The sequence below is a fragment of the Streptomyces alboniger genome (assembly GCF_008704395.1).
Lineage (GTDB): Bacteria > Actinomycetota > Actinomycetes > Streptomycetales > Streptomycetaceae > Streptomyces > Streptomyces alboniger.
In genome coordinates this window covers 4,788,677-4,808,856 of sequence record NZ_CP023695.1, presented here as the reverse complement: position 1 = coordinate 4,808,856, position 20,180 = coordinate 4,788,677, and the positions used below count along the sequence as shown (strand labels likewise).

Here is a 20,180-nt window from a genome sequence, read left to right as displayed (position 1 = left end):
GGCACCGGTGCGTTGTGCCCACCCTTCCCCAAGCTCTCGGCTCCGCTCGACCAGGGGAGACCCCCATCGCCCTGGGGCACGCCTGCCCACAACGGGAGGAGCGGCTACTTGGGAAGCCAGCCCTTCCACTTCGATTCGTTCTTGTCCACCCACGCCTTCGCCGCGTCCTCGGGGGACATCTTCTTGTCCGCGATCATGAGGGAGACCTCGTTCTGGTCCTCCTCCGACCACGTGAAGTTCTTCAGGAACTTCGCGGCGTCGCCGCCCTTCTTGGCGAAGTCCGCGTTGAGGTACTTCTTGAGCGGCGTGTGCGGATACGCGCACTTGATCTTGGCCGGGTCGGCGTCGCAGCCCTCCTTGTACTCGGGCAGCTTCACCTCCGTCATCGGCACCTTCTTGAACAGCCACTGCGGCTTGTACCAGTAGGTGAGGAAGGGCTTCTGCTGCTTGGCGAACTGCTCGATCTGGGTGATCTGCGCCGCCTCGGACCCCGCGAAGACGACCTCGTAGTCCAGGTCCAGGTTCTGCACCAGGGCCTTGTCGTTCGTCACGTACGACGGGGAGCCGTCCATGAGCTGGCCCTTGCCGCCGCTCTCGGAGGTGCGGAACCGGTCGGCGTACTTGTTGAGGTTCTTCCAGTCGGTGACGTCCGGGTGCTTCTTGGCGAAGTACGTGGGGACGTACCAGCCGATGTGCCCGGTCACGCCGACGTCGCCGCCGGAGACGATCGTCTTCTTGTCCTTGACGTACCGCTGCTCCTGCTCGGGGTGGCCCCAGTCCTCCATGATCGCGTCGACGCGGCCCTGGCTGAGGGCGTCCCAGGCGGGCACCTCGTCGATCTGGACCTTGTCGACGCGGTAGCCCAGCTCGTTCTTGAGCAGGTACTCGGCGACGGCGACGTCCGCCTGCGCGCCGACCCAGGACTGGACCGAGAGGGTCACCGTCCTGGCCCCCGCGGCGTTCGCGTACGGCGAGGACTGCTTGGTCATGTCGGCGGCGCCACAGCCGGACAGCGCGAGGAGCGCGCCGCCCGCCGTGACGGCGCTGATCACACGCGTACGAACTCGCATGTCACGCACCCTTCTTCGTGCGGCGCTCCGTGGGCTGCGTGACCCGGTCGAGCATCAGGCCGAGGCAGACGATTGCCACACCGGCCACCAGACCCGTCGCCAGGTCGCCCTGCGCGATGCCGAACACGACGTCGTAGCCGAGCGCGCCACCGCCGACCAGGCCGCCGATGACGACGACGGCGAGCACCAGGACGACGCCCTGGTTGAGGGCGAGCATGAGGGCCGGGCGGGCCAGTGGCAGCTGGACCTTGCGCAGCTGCTGCCAGCCGGTGGCGCCCAGCGAACGGGAGGACTCCATCGCGGCGGCGTCGACCTGGCGCAGGCCCTGCGTCGTGATGCGGACGACGGCGGGCAGCGCGTAGACGACGGCGGCGGCGACCGCGGGGGCGCGGCCGACGCCGAAGAGGGCGACGACCGGGATGAGGTAGACGAACTGCGGCATCGTCTGGAAGACGTCGAGCACCGGGCGGAGCATCCGCTCGAAGCGCTTGCTGCGTGAGGCCGCGATGCCGACCGCGAAGCCGAGGACGAGCGTCACGGCGACACCGGCGATGACCTGCGCGAGCGTGTCGAGGGACTTGTTCCACACGCCGAGGACACCGATCGCGCCCATCGCGGCGACGGCGGTCAGCGCGGTCTGCCAGGTGCCGATCAGCCAGGCGAGCGCGGCGACGATCAGCAGGACCGACCACCAGGGAAGGCCCTGGAGGCCGTCGCGGGCGGGGTTGAGGATCCACGTGGTGAAGTGCGACGCCCAGTCGGCGGTGCCGCCGACGACGGGCACACCGGTGTAGATGTGGTCGACCATCCACTCCTTGGCGGTGTTCACCGGCGGGGCGATGTTGACGACCCAGCCGGTCGGCCAGTCGACGCGGTCCGCGAAGCGGGCGGCGAGCGCGGCCACGACCGTCACGGCGGCCACGAGGGACCAGCCGCGCCAGCCGCGCAGCGGCGAGGCGGACCCGGCGGCAGGCGCCCCCATGCGTTCGCCCGCGGCGCCCGTCACACGGTCCAGGACCACGGCGAGCAGCACGATCGGGATGCCGGCGGCGAGCGCCTGGCCGACGTCGACGGACGAGAGCGCCTGGTAGACGCGGTCGCCGAGGCCGCCCGCGCCGATCACCGAGGCGATGACGGCCATCGAGAGCGCCATCATGATCGTCTGGTTGACGCCGAGCAGGAGTTCCTTGCGGGCCAGCGGCAGACGCGCGGAGAACAGCCGCTGGCGGCCGGTCGCGCCGAGCGAGGTCACGGCCTCCATGACGCCGCCGTCGGCGCCGCGCAGGCCGAGCGCCGTGAGGCGGGCCATGGGCGGGGCGGCGTACACGACCGTGGCGATGATGGCCGCGGGGACGCCCATGCCGAAGACGAGCGCGAACGGCAGCAGGTAGGCGTAGGCGGGCAGCACCTGCATGGTGTCGAGGACCGGGCGCAGGATGCGGAAGACGCGGTCGTTGAGGCCGCCCGCGAGGCCGAGGAGCAGACCGAGCACGACCGAGGCGATAACCGCGACGATCATCAGGGCGAGCGTCTGCATGGTCGGCACCCACATGCCGAGGAGCCCGCACACGGCGAACGCGGCGGACGCGGTGACGGCGAGCTTGACGCCCGCCACGCGCCAGGCGACGAGCCCGGCGGCGACGGTCACGCCGGCCCAGCCGGCGGCGAGCAGCACGAGGTAGACGCCGCGCACGGAGAGCACGATGGCGTTGCTGACGTGCCCGAAGAAGTAGATGAACAGCGGGTGGCTGTCGCGGTTGTCGATGATCCAGTCGCTGGTCCTGCCCAGCGGTTCGGTCAGGTCGACGGTGAGCGCGTCCGGCCAGGCGCCGGAGGCCCACTTGGCGTTGACGATCGGCACGAGAACCGCCGCGGCGACGGCGAGCAGCAGGAGCTTGCCGATGGCGCGGTGACGCAGGAGCGCGCCGATTCCGGTGTCCCGTACGGGACTCGATGCGGTGGCTGTGGCCATCAGGCGACCACCCCGCCCTGGCCGGGGACGGTTGGCGTTGCGGCGGTGCCGGCGACGACACCGAGCAGCCCGGCGTGGTCGACCACGCCGAGGCACCGCTTGCCGTCCATGACGCGCACGGGGAAACCGGTGCGGGCGACGGCCTCGATGGCCTCGGAGACCTTGGCGTCGGGCGCGAGGGCCGCGCCGCGGCTCTCCTCGTCGGCCTCGGCGGGGCGCATGGCGCTGCGCACGCTCATCACGTCGGCGCGCGCGACATCGCGTACGAAGTCGCGGACGTACTCGTCGGCCGGGGAGCCGACGATCTCCTCGGGGGTGCCGCACTGGACGACGCGGCCGTCGCGCATCAGGGCGATGCGGTCGCCGAGCTTGAGGGCCTCGCTGAGGTCGTGGGTGATGAAGACCATCGTGCGGCCCTCTTCACGGTGCAGGCGGACGACCTCCTCCTGCATGTCACGGCGGATCAGCGGGTCGAGCGCGCTGAACGGCTCGTCGAACAACAGGACTTCGGGGTCGACGGCGAGGGCGCGGGCCAGGCCCACGCGCTGCTGCTGACCACCGGAGAGCTGTCCCGGCTTGCGCTGCTCAAGGCCTTCGAGGCCGACCTTCTTGACGACTTCGAGGGCCTTGGCGCGCCGCTCGGCCTTGCCGACGCCCTGGATCTCCAGGCCGTACGCGACGTTGTCGAGGACGGAGCGGTGCGGCAGCAGGCCGAAGTGCTGGAAGACCATGGAGGCGCGGTGGCGGCGCAGTTCGCGCAGGCGGGCCCTGTCCATGGCGAGGACGTCCTCGCCGTCGATGGCGATGGCGCCGGAGGTCGGCTCGATGAGCCGGGTCAGACAGCGTACGAGGGTGGACTTGCCGGACCCCGACAGGCCCATGACGACGAAGACCTCGCCCTTGTTGACCTCGAAGGACACATCCCGCACGGCGGCCGTGCAGCCGGTCTGCTCACGCAGTTCGGCGGGGCTCAGGCCGTGCAGCGAGGTGTCGTGCGGTATTCGCTCGGCCCGGGGGCCGAAGACCTTCCAGAGGTTCTTGACGGCGAACACGGGCCCGTCGGCGGGCGCCGCGGCCTGGTCCTCGGTCGTCATGGTGGCTTCGCTCATCGGCCGTCACCACCAAGGATCTCGGCACATTTCTCCCCGACCATGAGTACTCCGATCATCGGGTTCACGGCGGGCATCGTCGGGAAGACGGATGCGTCCGCGATACGGATTCCTGCCATGCCCCGGATCTTCAACTCCGGGTCGACCACGGCGAGTTCATCATGGGAAGCGCCCATTCGGCAGGTCCCCGCCGGGTGGTACACGGTGTGGGCGGCCTTGCGCACCAGCTCGCTGATCTCGGCGTCGTCGGTGACCTCGGGGCCGGGGAAGACCTCGCGCTTGAGCCACTTCTTGAACGGCTCGGCCTGCGCGACCTTGCGGGCCAGCTTGATGCCGTCGACGAGGGTCTGCCCGTCGTAGTCGCCCTCATCCTCGAAGTACTTGAAGTCCAGCGCCGGCTTGACCTCGGGGTCGGCCGACGTGAGGTAGAGGCGACCGCGCGCACGGGACTTGGGGATGTTCGGCGTCATCGACACACCGTGCTCGGGACGTTCGTATCCGAGGCGCTCCGGGTTGTCCGTGAACGGGATCTGGTAGAAGTGGAACATCAGGTCCGGGCCCTTGTGGTCCGGGTCCCGCTTCACGAACAGACCGGCGTCCGAGTCCATCGCGGAGTTGCCGGGGATCGGCCCGTCGGTCTCCCAGACGATGACCGACTCCGGGTGGTCGATGAGGTTCTCACCGACGCCCGGCAGGTCGTGCACGACGGGGATGCCGAGCGCTTCGAGGTCCTTCTTCGGGCCGATGCCCGAGTGCATGAGCAGCCGCGGCGTGTCGACGGCGCCGGCGCAGACGAGCACCTCGCGGCGGGCGGTCAGCAGCGACTCCTCGCTGTCCTTCATCCGCACGTGGACACCGCGCGCGGTCTTGCCTTCCAGCTCCAGCCTGGTGGCCCAGGTCTCCAGGAACAGGTGGAGGTTCGGGCGGTCGCCGGCCTCCATGTGGGGGTGGAGGTAGGCGACCGACGCGGAGGAGCGCTTGTTGTTCTCCGGGTGGTAGGCGAGGTCGAAGAAGCCGACGCCCTCGTCGAAGGGCTGGTCGTTGAAGCCGACGATCTCCGGGACGCCGAGGGCGGTCTTCGTCGCCTCGACCCAGTCGGTGGCGATCTGGTTCTGGTCCTTCTTGGCGACGCGCACGATGTTGTTGCGCAGCTTGCCGAAGTAGGGGTCCATGGCCTTGGCGTTCCAGCCGGTGGCCCCGGCCTCCTCCCACTCGTCCCAGTCGGACGGCAGCGGCTTGAAGGAGATCAGGGTGTTGTGCGACGAGCAGCCGCCGAGCACCTTGGCACGGCTGTGCAGGATGTGGGAGTTGCCGCGCGGCTGCTCCGTGGTGGTGTAGCCGTAGTCGAGGTCACCGCCGAGCAGGCCGAGCCAGCGGCGGAGCGTGAGGACGTCCTCGCGGTCGATGTCGCTGGGACCGCCCTCGATGACGGCGACGGTGATGTCAGGGTTCTCGGTGAGGCGGGATGCGATCACCGAGCCCGCCGTGCCGCCGCCGACGATGACGTAGTCGTACTCGGTTGCGGCCTGGGGGGTTTCAGCCATGGGGTAGCTACTCCTCTTCCTGCGAGGTCGTGCAAGGTGCTTGCGCGTAAGGGGCCGGCGGGCGTCAGCCCGCGAACCAGCGGACCGGCTGCGGCGCGAGGTTCTGGTAGATGTGCTTGGACTCGCGGTACTCGGCGAGGCCCGCGGGGCCCAGCTCGCGTCCCACGCCGCTCTTGCCGAAGCCGCCCCACTCCGCCTGCGGAAGGTAGGGGTGGAAGTCGTTGATCCAGACGGTGCCGTGGCGCATGCGGCGGGCCATGCGGCGGCCGCGTCCCGCGTCGCTGGTCCACACGCCGCCCGCGAGGCCGTACTCGGTGTCGTTGGCGAGCGCGACGGCCTCGTCCTCGGTGCGGAAGGTCTCGACGGTCAGGACGGGTCCGAAGACCTCCTCGCGGACGACCTTCATCTCGCGGTGGCACTGGTCGAGCACGGTGGGCTCGTAGAAGTAGCCGGTGGCGGGCCTGGCGTCGGTCGGCTCGGGGCGCTTGCCGCCGCAGCGGAGCACGGCGCCCTCCTCCAGGGCCGAGGCGACGTACATCTCGGTCTTCTCGCGCTGCTGCGCCGAGACGAGCGGCCCGCACTCGACACCGTCCTCGGTGCCGCGACCGAGCTTGATCTTCTGGGCCCTGCGGGCCAGTTCGGCGACGAAACGTTCCCGCACGGACTCCTCGATGATGAGGCGGCCACCGGCGGAGCAGACCTGCCCGCTGTGGATGAAGGCGGCGTTGAGCGCCTGGTCGACGGCGGTGTCGAAGCCCTCTTCGGTGGCGCAGGCGTCGGCGAAGACGACGTTCGGGTTCTTGCCTCCCAGCTCCAGGGCGACCTTCTTCACGCCGAGCGCGGCGGCCTGGGCGACCTTGGTGCCGGAGACGAGGCCGCCGGTGAAGGAGACCAGGTCGACGTCGGGGTGGTCGGCGAGGCGGGCGCCGACGGTGTGCCCGGGGCCGGTGACGATGTTGGCGACACCGGCGGGCAGACCGGCCTCGACGAGGAGGTCGATGAGCGCGACCGTCGTCAGCGGGGTGACCTCGCTGGGCTTGATGACGAAGGTGTTGCCGGCGGCGAGCGCGGGGGCGATCTTCCAGCTGGCCTGGAGGAGGGGGTAGTTCCAGGGCGTGATCATCGAGCAGACGCCGACGGGCTCGTGCACGACGACGCTGTGGATGTCGTCGGAGCCGGCGTCGACGACGCGCCCGGCGCCCTCGCCGATGGCCAGGTCGGCGAAGTAACGGAAGGCATCGACGACGCAGTCCACGTCGACGCGGCCCTCTTCGAGGGTCTTGCCCGCGTCGCGGCTCTCCAGCAGGCCGATCTCCTCGCGGTCGCGCACGAGGAGGTCGGCGACCCTGCGCAGCAGTGCGGCACGCTCGGCGACGGGCGTGTGCGGCCACGGTCCTTCGTCGAAGGCCTTGCGGGCGGCGGCGATGGCCGCGTCCGCGTCCTCGGTCCCGCCCTCGGCGATCAGCGCGAACGGCTTGGCGTCCGCGGGGTCGAGGATCTCGCGGGTGGCGCCGGAGGCGGCGCTCAGCCACTCTCCGCCCACATGGATGGTCTGTTGTGCGGACACGTCCCGTTTGCCTTCCGTTCCTGTCATATGCCCCGCCTGTCACTCGCGGTAGCCGGGTGCACCTGCCCGCAGGCGGGAAAAGCATGCGCATCCGGTGGCTGAAAGTGCGCTGTGTCACTGTGCGTGCGGGCACACGGGGTGAAAACGTACGCGCTGTGCTGGTGTGCCGTCGCCCTCCTGACCGTACCCGCGTGTTCGTCGGACGGCGACGAGAAGGACGGGGCGGGAGGGGCTGCTCGCGGACGGGAACCGCCCGGCACCATGACGATGCCGGGCGGTGGAGAAGGGCGAGGACGATCGCGTCGGCGACGGCGACAGCGACGAGGTGACGACGACCGCCTTCTCCCGCTACGGCGAGCAGGTGCCCGTCAAGACGCCGTCGCCGGAGCGACTCACGCGGCCCCGGTGCCCGCCGCGACCTCGACGGGGTCGTCGTCGAACTCCGGCTCGTCCCGCACGGTGAGCCCGGCCACCCACAGCGGCGTCAGCCAGTGCACGACGAAGACGGTGAACAGGACGGAGAAGACGAGCCCCTCGATCTTCACCCCGGCGAGAGCGGCGGCACCCGAGCCGACAGTGGCCGCGAGGAGCACCCAGAGCATCGCCCGGTGGGCGAGGGCGGCCACCCTGTTCTTCTCGGCGCGCTGGCGCTCGTCGAGCGCGCGGACGCGCAGTTCGAGCAGGCCGCGCGTCGAGCTGTTGATGACACCGGTCGAGAAGCACCACGGCAGGAGCAGGCCGAGCATGGTCCACAGCGCCCAGCGCTGGTCCCCCACGACGGCGAGCAGCCAGACCGCCACGCCCGCCGCGGTCAGGGCGATGTGCGCGCAGACCACGGCGCGCCTGCGCGCGGCGGTGGCGTGGAACGGCGCGGCCTCGCGGCGGTTCATCAGCCGGTACATCCACCGGTCGTAGCTTGTCATGGGGCGCCGGTCGGCGGTCGTCATCACTGGTTCCTCCCGTAAACCTGATCCGTGAGCGGGCGAAACGGCTCGAGGGAGAACACGGCCTCGACCGGCAGCTCGAAGAACTTGGCGATCTTCAGCGCGAGGTCGAGGCTCGGGTTGTACTGCCCCCGCTCGATGTAGCCGATGGTCTGGTAGTGGGCCCCCACTGCCTCGGCCAGGCTCTGACGCGACACCTTCCGCTCGGCGCGCACCATCGCCAACCTGTTGTGCACTTGCTCGCTCATGTATAAGAAGTACTACATTCATACGTACGTAAGCAACAGTGCCCGGAGGCCGGGCCGGGGGCCGCTCAGGCGGGCGGTGCGCCCGGCTCGCCCCCCGCCAGCAGGTCCCGCGCACACCCCCGCAGCCACGCGTGCGCCGGATCCGCGTCGTGCCGGGGGTGCCAGGCCATGCCCAGCGGCAGCGGCGGCAGGTCCAGGGGGATCTCGAAGGTGACCAGGCCGAGCCTGTCCGCCGGCGGGCGGGCCCAGGACGTGACCAGACCCACCAGGTCCGTGCGCAGCAGGATGAAGAGGGAGGCGGCGAACGTCCCGACGCCGGCCACCACCCGTCGGCTCAGGCCGAGTTCGGCGAGCGCGGCGTCCAGCGGACCACTGAGCCGCCCCCGGCGCGAGACGGTCAGGTGGTCGGCCGCGGCCAGCCGACGCGGCGTCAGCTCGCCCTGGAGGAGCGGGTGTCCGGGCCGTACGACACCCAGCATCCGGTCGTCGCGGAAGTGCTCCACGTGCACCTCGGGCGAGGTCGTGTCGATGACGCCGAGTTCCAGGTCGGCGGTGCCCTGCCGCAGCAAAGGCGCGTCCAGGTGGCTCTCGCCGAGGAAGCGGAGCCGTACGCCCGGCGCCTCCTCGGCGGCGCGGGCGAAGAGGGCGGGGCCGTAGGCGGCGGCGAGCGCGTCGTTGCCGAGGATCGTCAGGGTGCGGGAGACCGTGCGCAGGTCGACGGCGCCGGGCCCGGCGAAGAGCGCGCGGGCCCTCTCCACGACCGCGCCGACCTCCGCCCGCACCGCAAGCGCGTGCGGCGTCGGCACCATCCGCCGCCCGGCCCGTACGAGGATCGGATCACCCAGGGCCTTGCGGATGCGGCCGAGCGTACGGCTCATCGCGGGCTCCGAGAGGTGCAGGCGGCGGGCGGCGCCGGACACGCTCTGCTCGTCGAGGAGCACGTCGAGGGCGAGCAGCAGATTGAGGTCGAGGCCCGTCCCGCCGGGCACCGGGGCCCCCGCCTCTCCCCCTGCCGGCCTTTGCGATTGCGTCACACGCATTCATCCCTTGCGAAAGTTGCACTGGAAAGCAAGTCGGAACCGAGCCTACGGTGGCAGCACATCCCAACCACGACGCTCCCCAGGAGGAGCCTTGCTCTCGCCTGCCCGCACACCGACCCGACCGGCCACCACCCCGGCGGCCCCACCGCCCCTCAGGCGTTCGACCCTGCTGGCCCTCTGCGCCTGCGTCCTCGTCGCGCAGGGCATGGTCGCCGCCATCAACCTCCTTGTCCCACAGCTGACTTCGTCCTCGCTCCAGCCCTCTGCCAGCGAAATCCTGTGGACGGTCGACGCGTACGTCATCGTCTTCGCGGGGCTCCTCATCCCGGCCGGCGCGCTCGGCGACCGGTACGGCCGCAAGGGCGCGCTGCTCTGCGGCCTCGGGCTGTTCGCCGCCGGGGCCACGCTCAGCGCCCTCGCCGCCTCTCCCGCGGTGCTGATCGCGGGGCGGGGCGTCTCCGGTGCGGGAGCCGCGCTGATCATGCCCGCGACCCTGTCCATCCTGATGCGCGTCGCACCACCGGAACACCGGCCGCGCGCGCTCGCCTCCTGGACGCTCGCCGCGGGCCTCGGCGGGCTCGCGGGCAACGTGGGCGGCGGTCTCGTCGGCCAGTACCTGTCCTGGCACGCGCTGTTCTGGGCGGTGGTCCCGCTCACCGCGCTCCTCGCGCTGGCGGTGGCCCGCACGACTCCGCGGACGGACAAGGCCGCCCAGGCCCCCGCCCTGGACCCCGTCGGCACGCTCCTGCTGACCGGCGGCCTCTTCGCGCTGCTCTTCGGCATCATCGAGAGCCCGCTGTACGGCTGGACGTCCGCCCGGATCCTGGCCGCCTTCGCCGCGGGCGCCGCACTCGTCGCACTCTTCGTCGTCCACGCGCTGCGCTCGCGCGCCCCGCTCTTCGACCCGCGGGTCTTCGCCTCCCGGCGGCTGCGCGCGGCGACCCTCGGAACGGCCGCGAGCTTCTTCGGGCTCTTCTCGCTCTTCTACGTCAACTCGCAGTACCTCCAGTACGTGAAGGGGTACGGCGCCGCCCGCGCGGGCCTCGCCATCATCCCGCTCACGGTCGGCATGGCGCTGGTCCCCCGGCTCGCCGCGCGCTGGTCGGGCCGGCCCCGGCCCTTGGCGGGCGGCGGGCTGCTCCTGATCGGCCTCGGCCTGCTCGGCGCGTCCACGGCGGGGGCGTCGACGCCCTACGCGGTGTACGCGTGCTGGCTGCTGGTCATCTCGGCGGGCACCGGCCTGTGCATGCCCGTGCTCACGCTCAGCGTCGTCGGCTCGCTCCCGGCACGCCAGGCGGGACTCGGCTCCGGACTCAGCACCTCGGCACGCGAGGTGGGCGCCGCGCTCGGCGTGGCCGTCACCGGGACGACGCTGGCCTCGCACACCTCGGCGGGCTTCACGGACGGCATGGCGACGGCGCTGCGCGTGGTGGCGCTGGTGGTGGTCGCCGCGGCGGCGCTGGTCACGGCGGGCTACGGCAAGGGCCGGTGAAGACAGAACCGCCCCCGGCGGCCGCGGTGAGCGGCTGCCGGGGGCGGAACACCCCGCGAGGGGTACGACCGGTCTCGGATCAGGCCCGGTCTCGGATCAGGCCTGATCTCAGATGAGGCCGAGACCGCGCACGGCCTCGCGCTCCTCGGCCAGCTCCTTGACGGAGGCGTCGATGCGCGCACGCGAGAACTCGTTGATCTCCAGGCCCTGGACGATCTCGTACTTGCCGTCCTTGGTGGTGACGGGGAAGGAGGAGATGAGCCCCTCCGGAACGCCGTACGAACCGTCCGACGGGATGCCCATGGAGGTCCAGTCGCCCGCGGCCGTGCCGTTCACCCACGTGTGGACGTGGTCGATGGCGGCGTTGGCGGCGGAGGCGGCCGACGAGGCGCCACGGGCCTCGATGATCGCGGCGCCGCGCTTGGCGACGGTCGGGATGAACTCGTCGGCGAGCCAGGTCTGGTCGCTCACGACGTCGGCGGCGTTCTTGCCGGCGATCTCCGCGTGGAAGATGTCCGGGTACTGGGTGGCCGAGTGGTTGCCCCAGATGGTCAGACGCTTGATGTCGGAGACCGACGAGCCGGTCTTCTTCGCCAGCTGCGACAGGGCGCGGTTGTGGTCCAGACGGGTCATCGCGGTGAAGCGCTCGGCCGGTACGTCCGGGGCGGCGGCCTGCGCGATGAGCGCGTTGGTGTTGGCGGGGTTGCCGACGACGAGGACCTTGATGTCGTCCGCGGCGTTGTCGTTGATGGCCTTGCCCTGCGGCTTGAAGATGCCGCCGTTGGCCTCCAGGAGGTCGCCGCGCTCCATGCCCTTGGTGCGGGGGCGGGCGCCGACGAGGAGGGCGACGTTGGCGCCGTCGAAGGCGACGTTCGGGTCGTCGCTGATCTCGATCGAGTTCAGCAGCGGGAAGGCACAGTCGTCGAGCTCCATGGCGGTGCCCTCGGCGGCCTTCAGCGCCGGCGTGATCTCAAGAAGGCGCAGGTTGACCGGCACGTCAGCGCCGAGCAGGTGGCCCGAGGCGATGCGGAAGAGCAGCGCGTAGCCGATCTGGCCGGCCGCGCCGGTGACGGTGACATTCACGGGAGTGCGGGTCATGGCGATCTCCGTAAGACAGCTGGCGGTGGGGTTCCCTGTCCCTCGTACTGGTGTACTGGATCCCCTTTTTCCTGGATCCCCGCCGACGCCTCTTCGAGTCCTCGATCGCCTCTCGATGATCGATCTCTTGGCATCAAGAGAGATCCGCCGTCAGGCTATCGCGCCCCGGCCGACCTTGAGCGCCGGGTCTGCTGTGGCCCGGCCCACAGCCCTCCCCCACCTGCCATAGGGGGGCGGCCGTCACCTCGGGAGAGGAGAGTGACGGCCGCCGTGGGGGTGTGACCACTCCCGTGGGGGTACGGTGCGCCTGCCCTGCCCTGACGGGGTCATGCACTCCCGACGCCCACTTTTTTCAGCCGCGCCGCGCCTACTCCGTACAGCCCGTCTCGCCCGAGACCAGCGCCGCACAGGCCTTGGCCGTGGTCCCCGCCTTGACCGCCACCATCGGCGTATACGCGTCGAAGTCCTCGTTCACCGTGCCGTTCTGCTTGGCCGATGCGCCCTTGCCCGACCCCGTGATCGTGACCTTGTCACCCGGCGTCGCCTGGGTGATGCGCGCCCACGCGGCCCCGCACGTCTTGCTGTAGCGCACCTCGATCAGCGTCCTGCCGACCGTGGCCCGCGAGGCCGTCTTCGCCAGCTCCCCGCCGCACCCCATGTTCTCGGGGTCCTTGCCCGCGCAGTCCGCGCCGCTGCACTCCACCCCGGCGGGCAGGTCCGTCTCGCTCGTGGACGGCGCCACGGTCGGCTTGGTCTCGTCCTTCTCCTTGCCACCGCCGCCCAGGTCGGTGAGGAAGACCGCCGCCGCGATGACGACGAGCGCCCCGACCACACCCGCGAGGAACATCGTCAGCTTCCGCCGTCGCCGCTGCCTGTCGGGCGAGCCGGCCGGCGGCGCCCCGGACGCGTCGCCGTACGGAGAGGAAGCCGCCGTCCCGTAGGACGGCGGGGCCTGCGGGGCCTGCGGGGCCTGCGGCGGCACGGTGGGCGAGACGCCTGCGGGCCCCGCCACGCCCGTCAGGCTGCCGACACCCCCGGAGCCGTTGCGCGCCTTCGCCTTCACCTTCGACTTCGACTTCGGCCCGGAGGACGGCGGAGCGGCCGGGGAAGCCGAAGGAGGCGAAGAAGCGAGGGAAGACGAAGAGGAAGCGGAAGCGGAAGCGGGGGGCGGAGAGGAGGGGGAGGTGCCCAGTTCTCCCAGTGCCGCACGGGCCTGCGAGATCCGTATCGCCTGCATGGTCATGTCGTGCCGCATCTCGGACCGGCTCCAGGCCCGCTCAGCCAGCTCCCACATGGTGATGAGATGCACCGGCTGCGTGCCCGTGACCTCGGCCAGCGCGACGACCGCGCCCTTCGGGGCGAGGAGCCGCCCGTTCAGATAGCGCTCCCACGACGTCTTGCTGTAGCCGGTCCGGTCCGAGACCGCCGCGATGCTCAGACCACTGTGGTCCACGAGCCTGCGCAACTGACCGGCGAACTCCTTGACCTCCGGGTCGAGCTCGTCCGGCAGCGCCTTCCAACGAGGCATCATTCCCCCTATTTCCGCCGTACGTGCCTGTCCTGCCCACCCACAGGGATGCGCGGAGCCAGGATGTCAGTTCCCGGAGTGGGGACACGGTCCGGGCAACAGTGTCCCACCGCCGCGCACGCTCCGTCACAGACATCGGACCAGGCTCGTTGCAGGGCACGAACACCGTTGCGGAATGGTCACCTCCGTGCCACAGGGACCGGCCATCCCTTGAACGTGATTGGCGCGTCCATGACTCTGGATCCCAAGCGGAACGGACCGCTTACATCGGGAGATTCCAGCAGGAAACACCCTCCTGAACGGCGGCGCCCGTCCTCCCACGGGGGAGAGGACGGGCGCCGTCTCCCACGCCTCCCACGCCTCCCGGCACGATCAGCCCGGGGCCCCCGGCCTGACGAGACCCGTCTCGTACGCCACCACGACCGCCTGCGCCCTGCTGTCCAGGCCGAGCTTGCTCATCGTGCGGTTGAGGTGCGTCTTCACGGTGGCCTCGCTGATGTAGAGCCGCTCGGCGATGTCCGCGTTGGTCAGACCGCGGGCGATCAGCTTCAGGACCTCGACCTCGCGCAGGGTCAGCGCGGCGAGATCGGGCAGCGGTTCATCGTCGCACCCGCCGGGTCCCGCCGTCTGTCGCGCGAACGCCTCGACGAGGCGGCGCGTCACGCTGGGCGCGAAGAGCGCGTCGCCGCAGCCGACGGCCGCCACCGCGGCCAGCAGCCGCTCGGGCCCGGAGTCCTTGAGCAGGAACCCGGAGGCGCCCGCGCGCAGCGCCCCGTACACGTACTCGTCGAGGTCGAAGGTGGTCAGCACCAGAACGCGCGGCGCCGGTTCGGGCGCGTGGGCGAGGATCTCCGTGGTGGCCGCGATGCCGTTCATGCCCGGCATCCGGATGTCCATGAGGATGACGTCGGGCCGGGTGCGGGCGGCGAGTTCGACGGCCTCGTCCCCGTCTCCCGCCTCGCCGACGACCTCGATGCCGGGCGCGGCGCGCAGCAGCCCGACCAGCCCCGCGCGGATGAGGAACTGATCGTCGACGACAAGTACCCTGATGGATCCGGTCATCCGGTCATTCCGCCCCGTCATCCCCCCGAGCCGCGGCCTGCGCCGAGGTCGGCAGGGTGAGACGCACGGCGAATCCCCCCTCGCTCAGCGGGCCGATGCTGATCGTCCCGCCGTAGAGCTTGGCCCGCTCCCGCATCCCAATCAAGCCGTGGCCGCTGCCGGTTCGCACTCTGTCCTGAATGGCTCCCTGTCCGTCGTTGCTGACCGAAACCTCGATGTGCCGTTCCCGGTAGGCGAGTTCGACGGCCGACGAGGCGCCGTGGGCGTGTTTCAGTACGTTCGTCAGGGCCTCCTGCACCACGCGGTACGCGCACAGTTCGATACCGGGGGCGAGCGGACGCGGGGTCCCGGTGACGCGCAGCTCGACGGGGACGCCGCCGGCGCGCACCCGGTCGACCATCTCCTCCAGGCGGGCAAGCCCCGGCATGGGCGCCTCCGGCCCGTCCCCTCCTACCCCGCCCGCCCCCTCCCCTTCGGTCTCCTCCGCCCGCAGCACCCGCAGCATGCGGCGCAGTTCTTCGAGGGCCTCGCCGCTGGTCCCCGCGATGGTGCCGAGCGCGGCGCGCGCGGTGGCGGGGTCCGAGCCGAAGACGAACGTGGCGAGGCCCGCCTGCACGGATATCACCGACATGTGGTGGGCGACCACGTCGTGCAGCTCTCGCGCGATCCTGCCGCGCTCCTCGGCGACCTCACGCCGGGCCCGCTCGTCCTGCTCCCGCTTGAGCTGGCGGGCCAGTTCGGCCGTCCGGCGGGCCGCGTACCCGAAACGCCACAGCACCAGCGGGAAGCCGGTGGCCTGCGCGACGACGGCCGCCATGCCCGCGCCCTCCGTGAGCAGACCCGCGTAGATCCACACGGCGCCCATCAGTGCCGCGCAGGGCAGGGAGACGCGGGTGGGCCGCAGCGACGCGACCGTGTAGACGGCGAGCATGGGCGCGAAGGTGTTGAGGACGGGCCAGTAGCCGGCCGTGACGTAGACGATCCACACGCTGTGGACGAAGAGGAATACGGCGAACGGCGCCTTGCCGCGCAGCACCGCGGGCAGATTGACCAGCGCCACCAGCGCATATCCGGCGGCGTCGAGTTCGGGCCAGCCCTGTTGTGCGGATTCCTGGCCGAGGAGCACGGCCACCGCGGTGAGGGCGACCGCGATGAGCGCGTCGACGACGAGGGGGCGGATCCGCATCGCCGCAGCGTAGCCCTAGCGCGAGCGAGGGAACGTCAACCATCCGAAGTACCGCGGAAGTTGCAGGAACCGCGCGACTACCACCGCGGGAGCAGCCGGATGCCATCCGGTCGGGGGACGACCACCCGGCGGGGCGCCGCGTAGCGTCGTCGACCAGCGGTGGCCCGTCCCTTCGGGGGAGGGCGGGCCACCTGCCACCGGCGGCCCGGCGGGTCGTGCCGCGGCCCGCCGGACAGGCCCTAGCTGTCGATCGTGAAGTGCAGCGTGTCGTCGAGGAACGGGATCTCCAGCCACGGATTCGGCTGCGCCATCATCGCCAGGAGCACGATGGCGAGGCCGAGCGCTCCATACGTGACCATGTCCGTGAAGCGCGAGCGCACCGCCAGCATGCCCACGTCCGGCAGCGCCCACCGCAGCACGGCGCCGCCGACGAGCGCGATGCCGACCAGCATCGTGCCGACACGGAACACGTCGAGCGCGGTGAGCAGCAGGCCGAGCCCGACCACGGAGGCGACGCTCAGCAGCGGCCACTGCCTGGCGGGCGCGGGCGCGTCACCGGAGGCCGCGCGGCCGCCGCCCTCGGGGCGTGCCGTGTCCCGGGTGAACAGCGGGAAGCGGCGCGAGACCTTCCGCGGCTGCCCGTCCGGGCCCGGCGCGCTGACCGCGCCCTTGGCCTCCACGGTCTCCAAGGTCTCCGGGGTCTGCGGGGCCTCCTGGACCTCCGTAGACCCGGAGGACCCCGAGGACCCCGAGGGCCCGGGGGAGGACCCCACCGCCCCCGCGACCCCCGCCCCCTCCGCGACCGGCTCGGCCCCCGGCTCAGGTTCTGCGTTCATGAGCTGCTCGCCCCTCTCCCATCGGCCCGCTCCGGGTCAGCTCGCGGCGGCGATGCGCTCGGCGGCCTCGACGACGTTCACCAGGAGCTGGGCGCGGGTCATCGGGCCGACACCGCCCGGGTTCGGGGAGATCCATCCGGCGACCTCGGCGACGCCGGGGTGGACGTCTCCGACGATCTTGCCGCTCTCGTCGCGCGAGACACCGACGTCCAGGACGGCGGCGCCGGGCTTCACGTCCTCGGGCTTGATGAGGTGCGGGACGCCCGCGGCGGCCACGATGATGTCGGCCCGCTTCAGGTGCGCGGCCAGGTCACGGGTGCCGGTGTGGCACTGCGTGACGGTCGCGTTCTCGGACTTGCGGGTGAGCAGGAGCGGCATGGGCCGGCCGATGGTCACGCCGCGGCCCACGACCACGACCTCGGCACCCTTGATCTCCACGTCGTGCTGCCGCAGCAGCCGGATGATGCCGTAGGGGGTGCAGGGCAGCGGCGCCGGCTCGTTGAGGACGAGGCGGCCGAGGTTCATCGGGTGCAGGCCGTCGGCGTCCTTGTCCGGGTCCATGAGTTCCAGGACGCGGTTCTCGTCGATGCCCTTGGGCAGCGGGAGCTGGACGATGTAGCCGGTGCAGGACGGGTCGTCGTTCAGCTCGCGGACGACGGCCTCGATCTCCTCCTGCGAGGCGGTGGCGGGCAGTTCGCGCTGGATGGAGGCGATGCCGACCTGCGCGCAGTCGCGGTGCTTGCCCGCGACGTACTTCTGGCTGCCCGGGTCGTCGCCGACCAGGACGGTACCGAGTCCGGGCGTGACGCCCTTCTCCTTCAGGGCCGCCACGCGGGCGGTCAGTTCGGACTTGATCGCGGCTGCGGTGGCCTTGCCATCGAGAATCTGGGCGGTCATGACTCCATCTTCCCGGATGAGGCCCGCCCGGTACCAATCAGGGCGCCCCGGCGGTCCGCCCGCTGATCAGCGAGGTTGCACTTGCACAACACATACGGAATGCGGCTGGACAAATAAGCCACAGCTAAAGAACGATAAGCGCACAGTGCCGCGGGCAGTGTCGGGGGGACGGACCGCATCTGTAGAACATTCCTCCGTGATGTGCCGCGTCGTCCCCGCACTATCCGACGGAGGAAGACCGCCATGAGTTACGGCGACCCGAACAACCCCTACGGGCAGCCGCCCCAGCAGCCGCCGCCCGCTCCCGGTTACGGCTACCCCCAGCAGGCCCCGCCCGGCGTCCCGCCGCAGCAGGGCTACGGCTACCCGCAGCAGCCGGCCTACCCCGGCTACCCGGGCGGCAACATGATGCAGCAGTCGATGCCGGGTCTCCTGGTCACCGCGCGTGTCTTCCTGTTCCTGATCTCGGCGGTGCAGATCCTGAGCGCGATCGGCTTCCTTTACGGCGCCGCTGTCGCGAACGACGTCTCGGACAGCGCCGACGAGTTCGGGTTCAACAGCGCGGGCGACTTCGGTGACGCGGCCGCCGGCATCTTCGTGGTCTTCGCGCTCATCTGCGCGGCCCTCGCCACGCTGTCGATCACGCTCGGCGTGAAGTTCAGCCGGGGCGGCCAGGGCGTGCGCATCACCACGGTGATCTACGGCGCGCTCGGCGGCGTCTTCGGCCTCATCTACCTCTTCATCGGCCTGGACTCCGGTCTGGCCACCGCGGTCATCGGCCCGCTGATCTGGGTCGTCTTCGCCGTCATCATCACGATGGCCCCGGTCGTCCCCAGCGGCACCGCGTGGTTCAACCGCCCGCGCTACTGAGCGACTTGGCCCCGCCCGGGGGCACTGACGGTGGCCGCGCCCTTCCCGGAGGAAGGACGCGGCCACTGTCGTACGTACGTCAGGTACCGCTCATCCGTACCTCGGGGCCGCTCAGTGGAAGAAGTGGCGCGTCCCCGTGAAGTACATCGTGACGCCCGCCTTCTTCGCGGCCTCGACGACCAGCTCGTCGCGGACCGAACCGCCCGGCTGGACCACGGCCTTGACGCCCGCGGCGGTCAGGATCTCCAGGCCGTCGGGGAAGGGGAAGAACGCGTCGGAAGCGGCGTAGGAGCCGTGCGCCCGCTCCTCGCCGGCCCGCTCGACGGCGAGCTTCGCGGAGTCGACGCGGTTGACCTGGCCCATGCCGACGCCGACCGAGGCGCCGTCCTTGGCGAGCAGGATGGCGTTGGACTTCACCGCGCGGCACGCCTTCCAGGCGAAGGCCAGCTCGGCCAGCTCGCCCGGGTTGAGCGCGTCGCCCGTGGCCAGCGTCCAGTTGGCCGGGTTGTCGCCGTCGGCCTGGAGGCGGTCGGTGACCTGGAGCAGGGCGCCGCCGTCGATCTGCTTGACCTCGACGGGGTTCGACGGCGCCCGGTGGGCGCGCAGCACACGGATGTTCTTCTTCTTGGTGAGGACGTCGAGAGCCCCGTCCTCGAACTCCGGCGCCACGATGACCTCGGTGAAGATGTCGGCGACCTGCTCCGCCATCTCCTTGCTGACCGGGCGGTTCACCGCGATGACGCCGCCGAACGCGGAGAGCGGGTCGCAGGCGTGCGCCTTGCGGTGCGCCTCGGCGACGGTCGCGCCGATCGCGATGCCGCACGGGTTGGCGTGCTTGATGATCGCGACACAGGGCTCGTCGTGGTCGTACGCGGCACGGCGCGCGGCGTCCGTGTCCGTGAAGTTGTTGTACGACATCTCCTTGCCGTGCAGCTGCTCGGCCTCCGCCAGGCCGCCCGTGCCGTCGACGTACAGGGCGGCACCCTGGTGCGGGTTCTCGCCGTAACGGAGGACGTTCTTGCGCTCGTACGTCGCGCCGAGGAAGCCGGGGAGGCCGCTGTCGTCGTCGGCGGCGCTGTGTTCATCAGCGGCTCCGCCGCGGGCATCCGCGAACCAGCTCGCCACCGCAACGTCGTACGCGGCCGTGTGCTGGAACGCTTCTCCCGCGAGCCGCTTGCGCGCGGTCAGGTCGAAGCCGCCCGCCTTGACCGCCGTGAGGACGTCGGCGTACCGCTTCGGGTCGGTGACGACCGCGACGGAGGGGTGGTTCTTGGCGGCGGCGCGGACCATGGAGGGGCCGCCGATGTCGATCTGCTCGACGCACTCGTCGGGAGTGGCGCCCGAGGCGACGGTCTCCTTGAAGGGGTAGAGGTTCACGACGACGAGCTGGAAGGGCTCCACGCCCAGCTCGGCGAGCTGGTCGCGGTGGTCCGCCAGGCGCAGGTCGGCGAGGATGCCCGCGTGGACCTTCGGGTGCAGGGTCTTGACCCGGCCGTCGAGGCACTCGGGGAAGCCGGTCAGCTCCTCGACCTTGGTGACGGGCACCCCGGCGGCGGCGATCCGCGCGGCGGTCGAGCCGGTGGAGACCAGCTCGACACCCGCCTCGTGCAGCCCGCGCGCGAGCTCTTCCAGGCCGGTCTTGTCGTAGACGCTGACGAGCGCGCGCTTGACGGGGCGCTGCGTGCCGTTCGAGTGGTCAGCGTTCATAGCTTCGGCG

The 20,180-nt window shown here is 71.2% G+C and carries 17 protein-coding genes; 2 read left to right on the top strand and 15 right to left on the bottom strand.

Annotated features, from left to right (window positions below; genetic code table 11):
• Positions 1–104: 104 nt before the first annotated feature.
• The 8 genes from CP975_RS21565 to CP975_RS21530 form a co-directional block, all read right to left on the bottom strand.
• Positions 105–1,070: an ABC transporter substrate-binding protein gene (locus CP975_RS21565; protein WP_055532475.1), complete on the bottom strand. Its 966-nt coding sequence runs from the start codon at positions 1,068–1,070 to the stop codon at positions 105–107.
• Between the two features lies 1 nt (position 1,071).
• Positions 1,072–3,042, bottom strand: a complete 1,971-nt coding sequence (locus CP975_RS21560; protein ID WP_055532476.1) for an ABC transporter permease — start codon at positions 3,040–3,042, stop codon at positions 1,072–1,074.
• Positions 3,042–4,151 (bottom strand): quaternary amine ABC transporter ATP-binding protein, encoded by a 1,110-nt coding sequence (locus CP975_RS21555; RefSeq protein WP_055532477.1) that lies wholly within the window; start codon positions 4,149–4,151, stop codon positions 3,042–3,044. The genes CP975_RS21560 and CP975_RS21555 overlap by 1 nt, the downstream gene beginning before the upstream one ends.
• A complete protein-coding gene (locus CP975_RS21550) occupies positions 4,148–5,695 on the bottom strand; it encodes a GMC family oxidoreductase (protein WP_055532478.1) in 1,548 nt (515 codons plus the stop codon). The genes CP975_RS21555 and CP975_RS21550 overlap by 4 nt, the downstream gene beginning before the upstream one ends.
• 64 nt (positions 5,696–5,759) lie before the next feature.
• Entirely contained in the window at positions 5,760–7,289 is a 1,530-nt protein-coding gene (locus CP975_RS21545; protein ID WP_150477238.1) for an aldehyde dehydrogenase family protein, read from the bottom strand.
• A 365-nt stretch (positions 7,290–7,654) separates the two neighbouring features.
• Positions 7,655–8,209 carry a hypothetical protein gene (locus CP975_RS21540; RefSeq protein ID WP_055532480.1) on the bottom strand — a complete coding sequence of 185 codons (555 nt, stop codon included), beginning with the start codon at positions 8,207–8,209 and terminating at the stop codon, positions 7,655–7,657.
• Positions 8,209–8,454, bottom strand: coding sequence for a helix-turn-helix transcriptional regulator (locus CP975_RS21535; protein ID WP_030779490.1), 246 nt, complete (start codon positions 8,452–8,454; stop codon positions 8,209–8,211). Before CP975_RS21535 ends, CP975_RS21540 begins: the two co-directional genes overlap by 1 nt.
• A 65-nt stretch (positions 8,455–8,519) precedes the next feature.
• Positions 8,520–9,494: a LysR family transcriptional regulator gene (locus CP975_RS21530; RefSeq protein ID WP_150477237.1), complete on the bottom strand. Its 975-nt coding sequence runs from the start codon at positions 9,492–9,494 to the stop codon at positions 8,520–8,522.
• Between the two features lie 91 nt (positions 9,495–9,585).
• Between CP975_RS21530 and CP975_RS21525 the strand changes: the two genes are divergently transcribed.
• The gene (locus CP975_RS21525; RefSeq protein WP_055532484.1) at positions 9,586–10,986 is read left to right on the top strand and encodes an MFS transporter; all 1,401 of its coding nucleotides are present in this window, start codon (positions 9,586–9,588) and stop codon (positions 10,984–10,986) included.
• Positions 10,987–11,094: 108 nt separating this feature from the next.
• Here CP975_RS21525 and CP975_RS21520 read toward each other — a convergent pair whose 3' ends face one another.
• The 6 genes from CP975_RS21520 to CP975_RS21495 all read right to left on the bottom strand — a co-directional run bounded on the left by CP975_RS21520 (position 11,095) and on the right by CP975_RS21495 (position 17,593).
• Positions 11,095–12,084 (bottom strand): malate dehydrogenase, encoded by a 990-nt coding sequence (locus CP975_RS21520; RefSeq protein WP_055532486.1) that lies wholly within the window; start codon positions 12,082–12,084, stop codon positions 11,095–11,097.
• A gap of 367 nt (positions 12,085–12,451) precedes the next feature.
• On the bottom strand, positions 12,452–13,612 hold the full coding sequence (locus CP975_RS21515) for an XRE family transcriptional regulator (protein ID WP_150477236.1): 1,161 nt from the start codon (positions 13,610–13,612) through the stop codon (positions 12,452–12,454).
• Positions 13,613–13,984: 372 nt separating this feature from the next.
• On the bottom strand, positions 13,985–14,695 hold the full coding sequence (locus CP975_RS21510; RefSeq protein WP_150477235.1) for a response regulator: 711 nt from the start codon (positions 14,693–14,695) through the stop codon (positions 13,985–13,987).
• Entirely contained in the window at positions 14,679–15,860 is a 1,182-nt protein-coding gene (locus CP975_RS21505; protein ID WP_150477234.1) for a sensor histidine kinase, read from the bottom strand. Before CP975_RS21505 ends, CP975_RS21510 begins: the two co-directional genes overlap by 17 nt.
• A 239-nt stretch (positions 15,861–16,099) precedes the next feature.
• Positions 16,100–16,696, bottom strand: coding sequence for a DUF3017 domain-containing protein (locus tag CP975_RS21500; RefSeq protein WP_150477233.1), 597 nt, complete (start codon positions 16,694–16,696; stop codon positions 16,100–16,102).
• Positions 16,697–16,732: 36 nt separating this feature from the next.
• The gene (locus tag CP975_RS21495) at positions 16,733–17,593 is read right to left on the bottom strand and encodes a bifunctional methylenetetrahydrofolate dehydrogenase/methenyltetrahydrofolate cyclohydrolase (protein WP_055536411.1); all 861 of its coding nucleotides are present in this window, start codon (positions 17,591–17,593) and stop codon (positions 16,733–16,735) included.
• A gap of 243 nt (positions 17,594–17,836) precedes the next feature.
• Here CP975_RS21495 and CP975_RS21490 point away from each other — a divergent pair, with 243 nt between their 5' ends.
• Entirely contained in the window at positions 17,837–18,463 is a 627-nt protein-coding gene (locus CP975_RS21490; RefSeq protein ID WP_055536410.1) for a hypothetical protein, read from the top strand.
• Between the two features lie 111 nt (positions 18,464–18,574).
• Here the strand turns inward: CP975_RS21490 and purH are convergent, their stop codons facing one another.
• Positions 18,575–20,170 (bottom strand): bifunctional phosphoribosylaminoimidazolecarboxamide formyltransferase/IMP cyclohydrolase, encoded by a 1,596-nt coding sequence (gene purH / locus CP975_RS21485; RefSeq protein ID WP_055536409.1) that lies wholly within the window; start codon positions 20,168–20,170, stop codon positions 18,575–18,577.
• Between the last annotated feature and the right edge of the window lie 10 nt (positions 20,171–20,180).

Coding starts and splice junctions, on each gene's coding strand:
- purH (WP_055536409.1), bottom strand. CDS start 20,170: ATGAACGCTGACCACTCGAACGGCACGCAGCGCCCCGTCAAGCGCGCG.
- CP975_RS21520 (WP_055532486.1), bottom strand. CDS start 12,084: ATGACCCGCACTCCCGTGAATGTCACCGTCACCGGCGCGGCCGGCCAG.
- CP975_RS21495 (WP_055536411.1), bottom strand. CDS start 17,593: ATGACCGCCCAGATTCTCGATGGCAAGGCCACCGCAGCCGCGATCAAG.
- CP975_RS21560 (WP_055532476.1), bottom strand. CDS start 3,042: ATGGCCACAGCCACCGCATCGAGTCCCGTACGGGACACCGGAATCGGC.
- CP975_RS21505 (WP_150477234.1), bottom strand. CDS start 15,860: ATGCGGATCCGCCCCCTCGTCGTCGACGCGCTCATCGCGGTCGCCCTC.
- CP975_RS21515 (WP_150477236.1), bottom strand. CDS start 13,612: ATGCCTCGTTGGAAGGCGCTGCCGGACGAGCTCGACCCGGAGGTCAAG.
- CP975_RS21545 (WP_150477238.1), bottom strand. CDS start 7,289: ATGACAGGAACGGAAGGCAAACGGGACGTGTCCGCACAACAGACCATC.
- CP975_RS21535 (WP_030779490.1), bottom strand. CDS start 8,454: ATGAGCGAGCAAGTGCACAACAGGTTGGCGATGGTGCGCGCCGAGCGG.
- CP975_RS21550 (WP_055532478.1), bottom strand. CDS start 5,695: ATGGCTGAAACCCCCCAGGCCGCAACCGAGTACGACTACGTCATCGTC.
- CP975_RS21540 (WP_055532480.1), bottom strand. CDS start 8,209: ATGACGACCGCCGACCGGCGCCCCATGACAAGCTACGACCGGTGGATG.
- CP975_RS21500 (WP_150477233.1), bottom strand. CDS start 16,696: ATGAACGCAGAACCTGAGCCGGGGGCCGAGCCGGTCGCGGAGGGGGCG.
- CP975_RS21510 (WP_150477235.1), bottom strand. CDS start 14,695: ATGACGGGGCGGAATGACCGGATGACCGGATCCATCAGGGTACTTGTC.
- CP975_RS21530 (WP_150477237.1), bottom strand. CDS start 9,494: ATGCGTGTGACGCAATCGCAAAGGCCGGCAGGGGGAGAGGCGGGGGCC.
- CP975_RS21565 (WP_055532475.1), bottom strand. CDS start 1,070: ATGCGAGTTCGTACGCGTGTGATCAGCGCCGTCACGGCGGGCGGCGCG.
- CP975_RS21490 (WP_055536410.1), top strand. CDS start 17,837: ATGAGTTACGGCGACCCGAACAACCCCTACGGGCAGCCGCCCCAGCAG.
- CP975_RS21555 (WP_055532477.1), bottom strand. CDS start 4,151: ATGAGCGAAGCCACCATGACGACCGAGGACCAGGCCGCGGCGCCCGCC.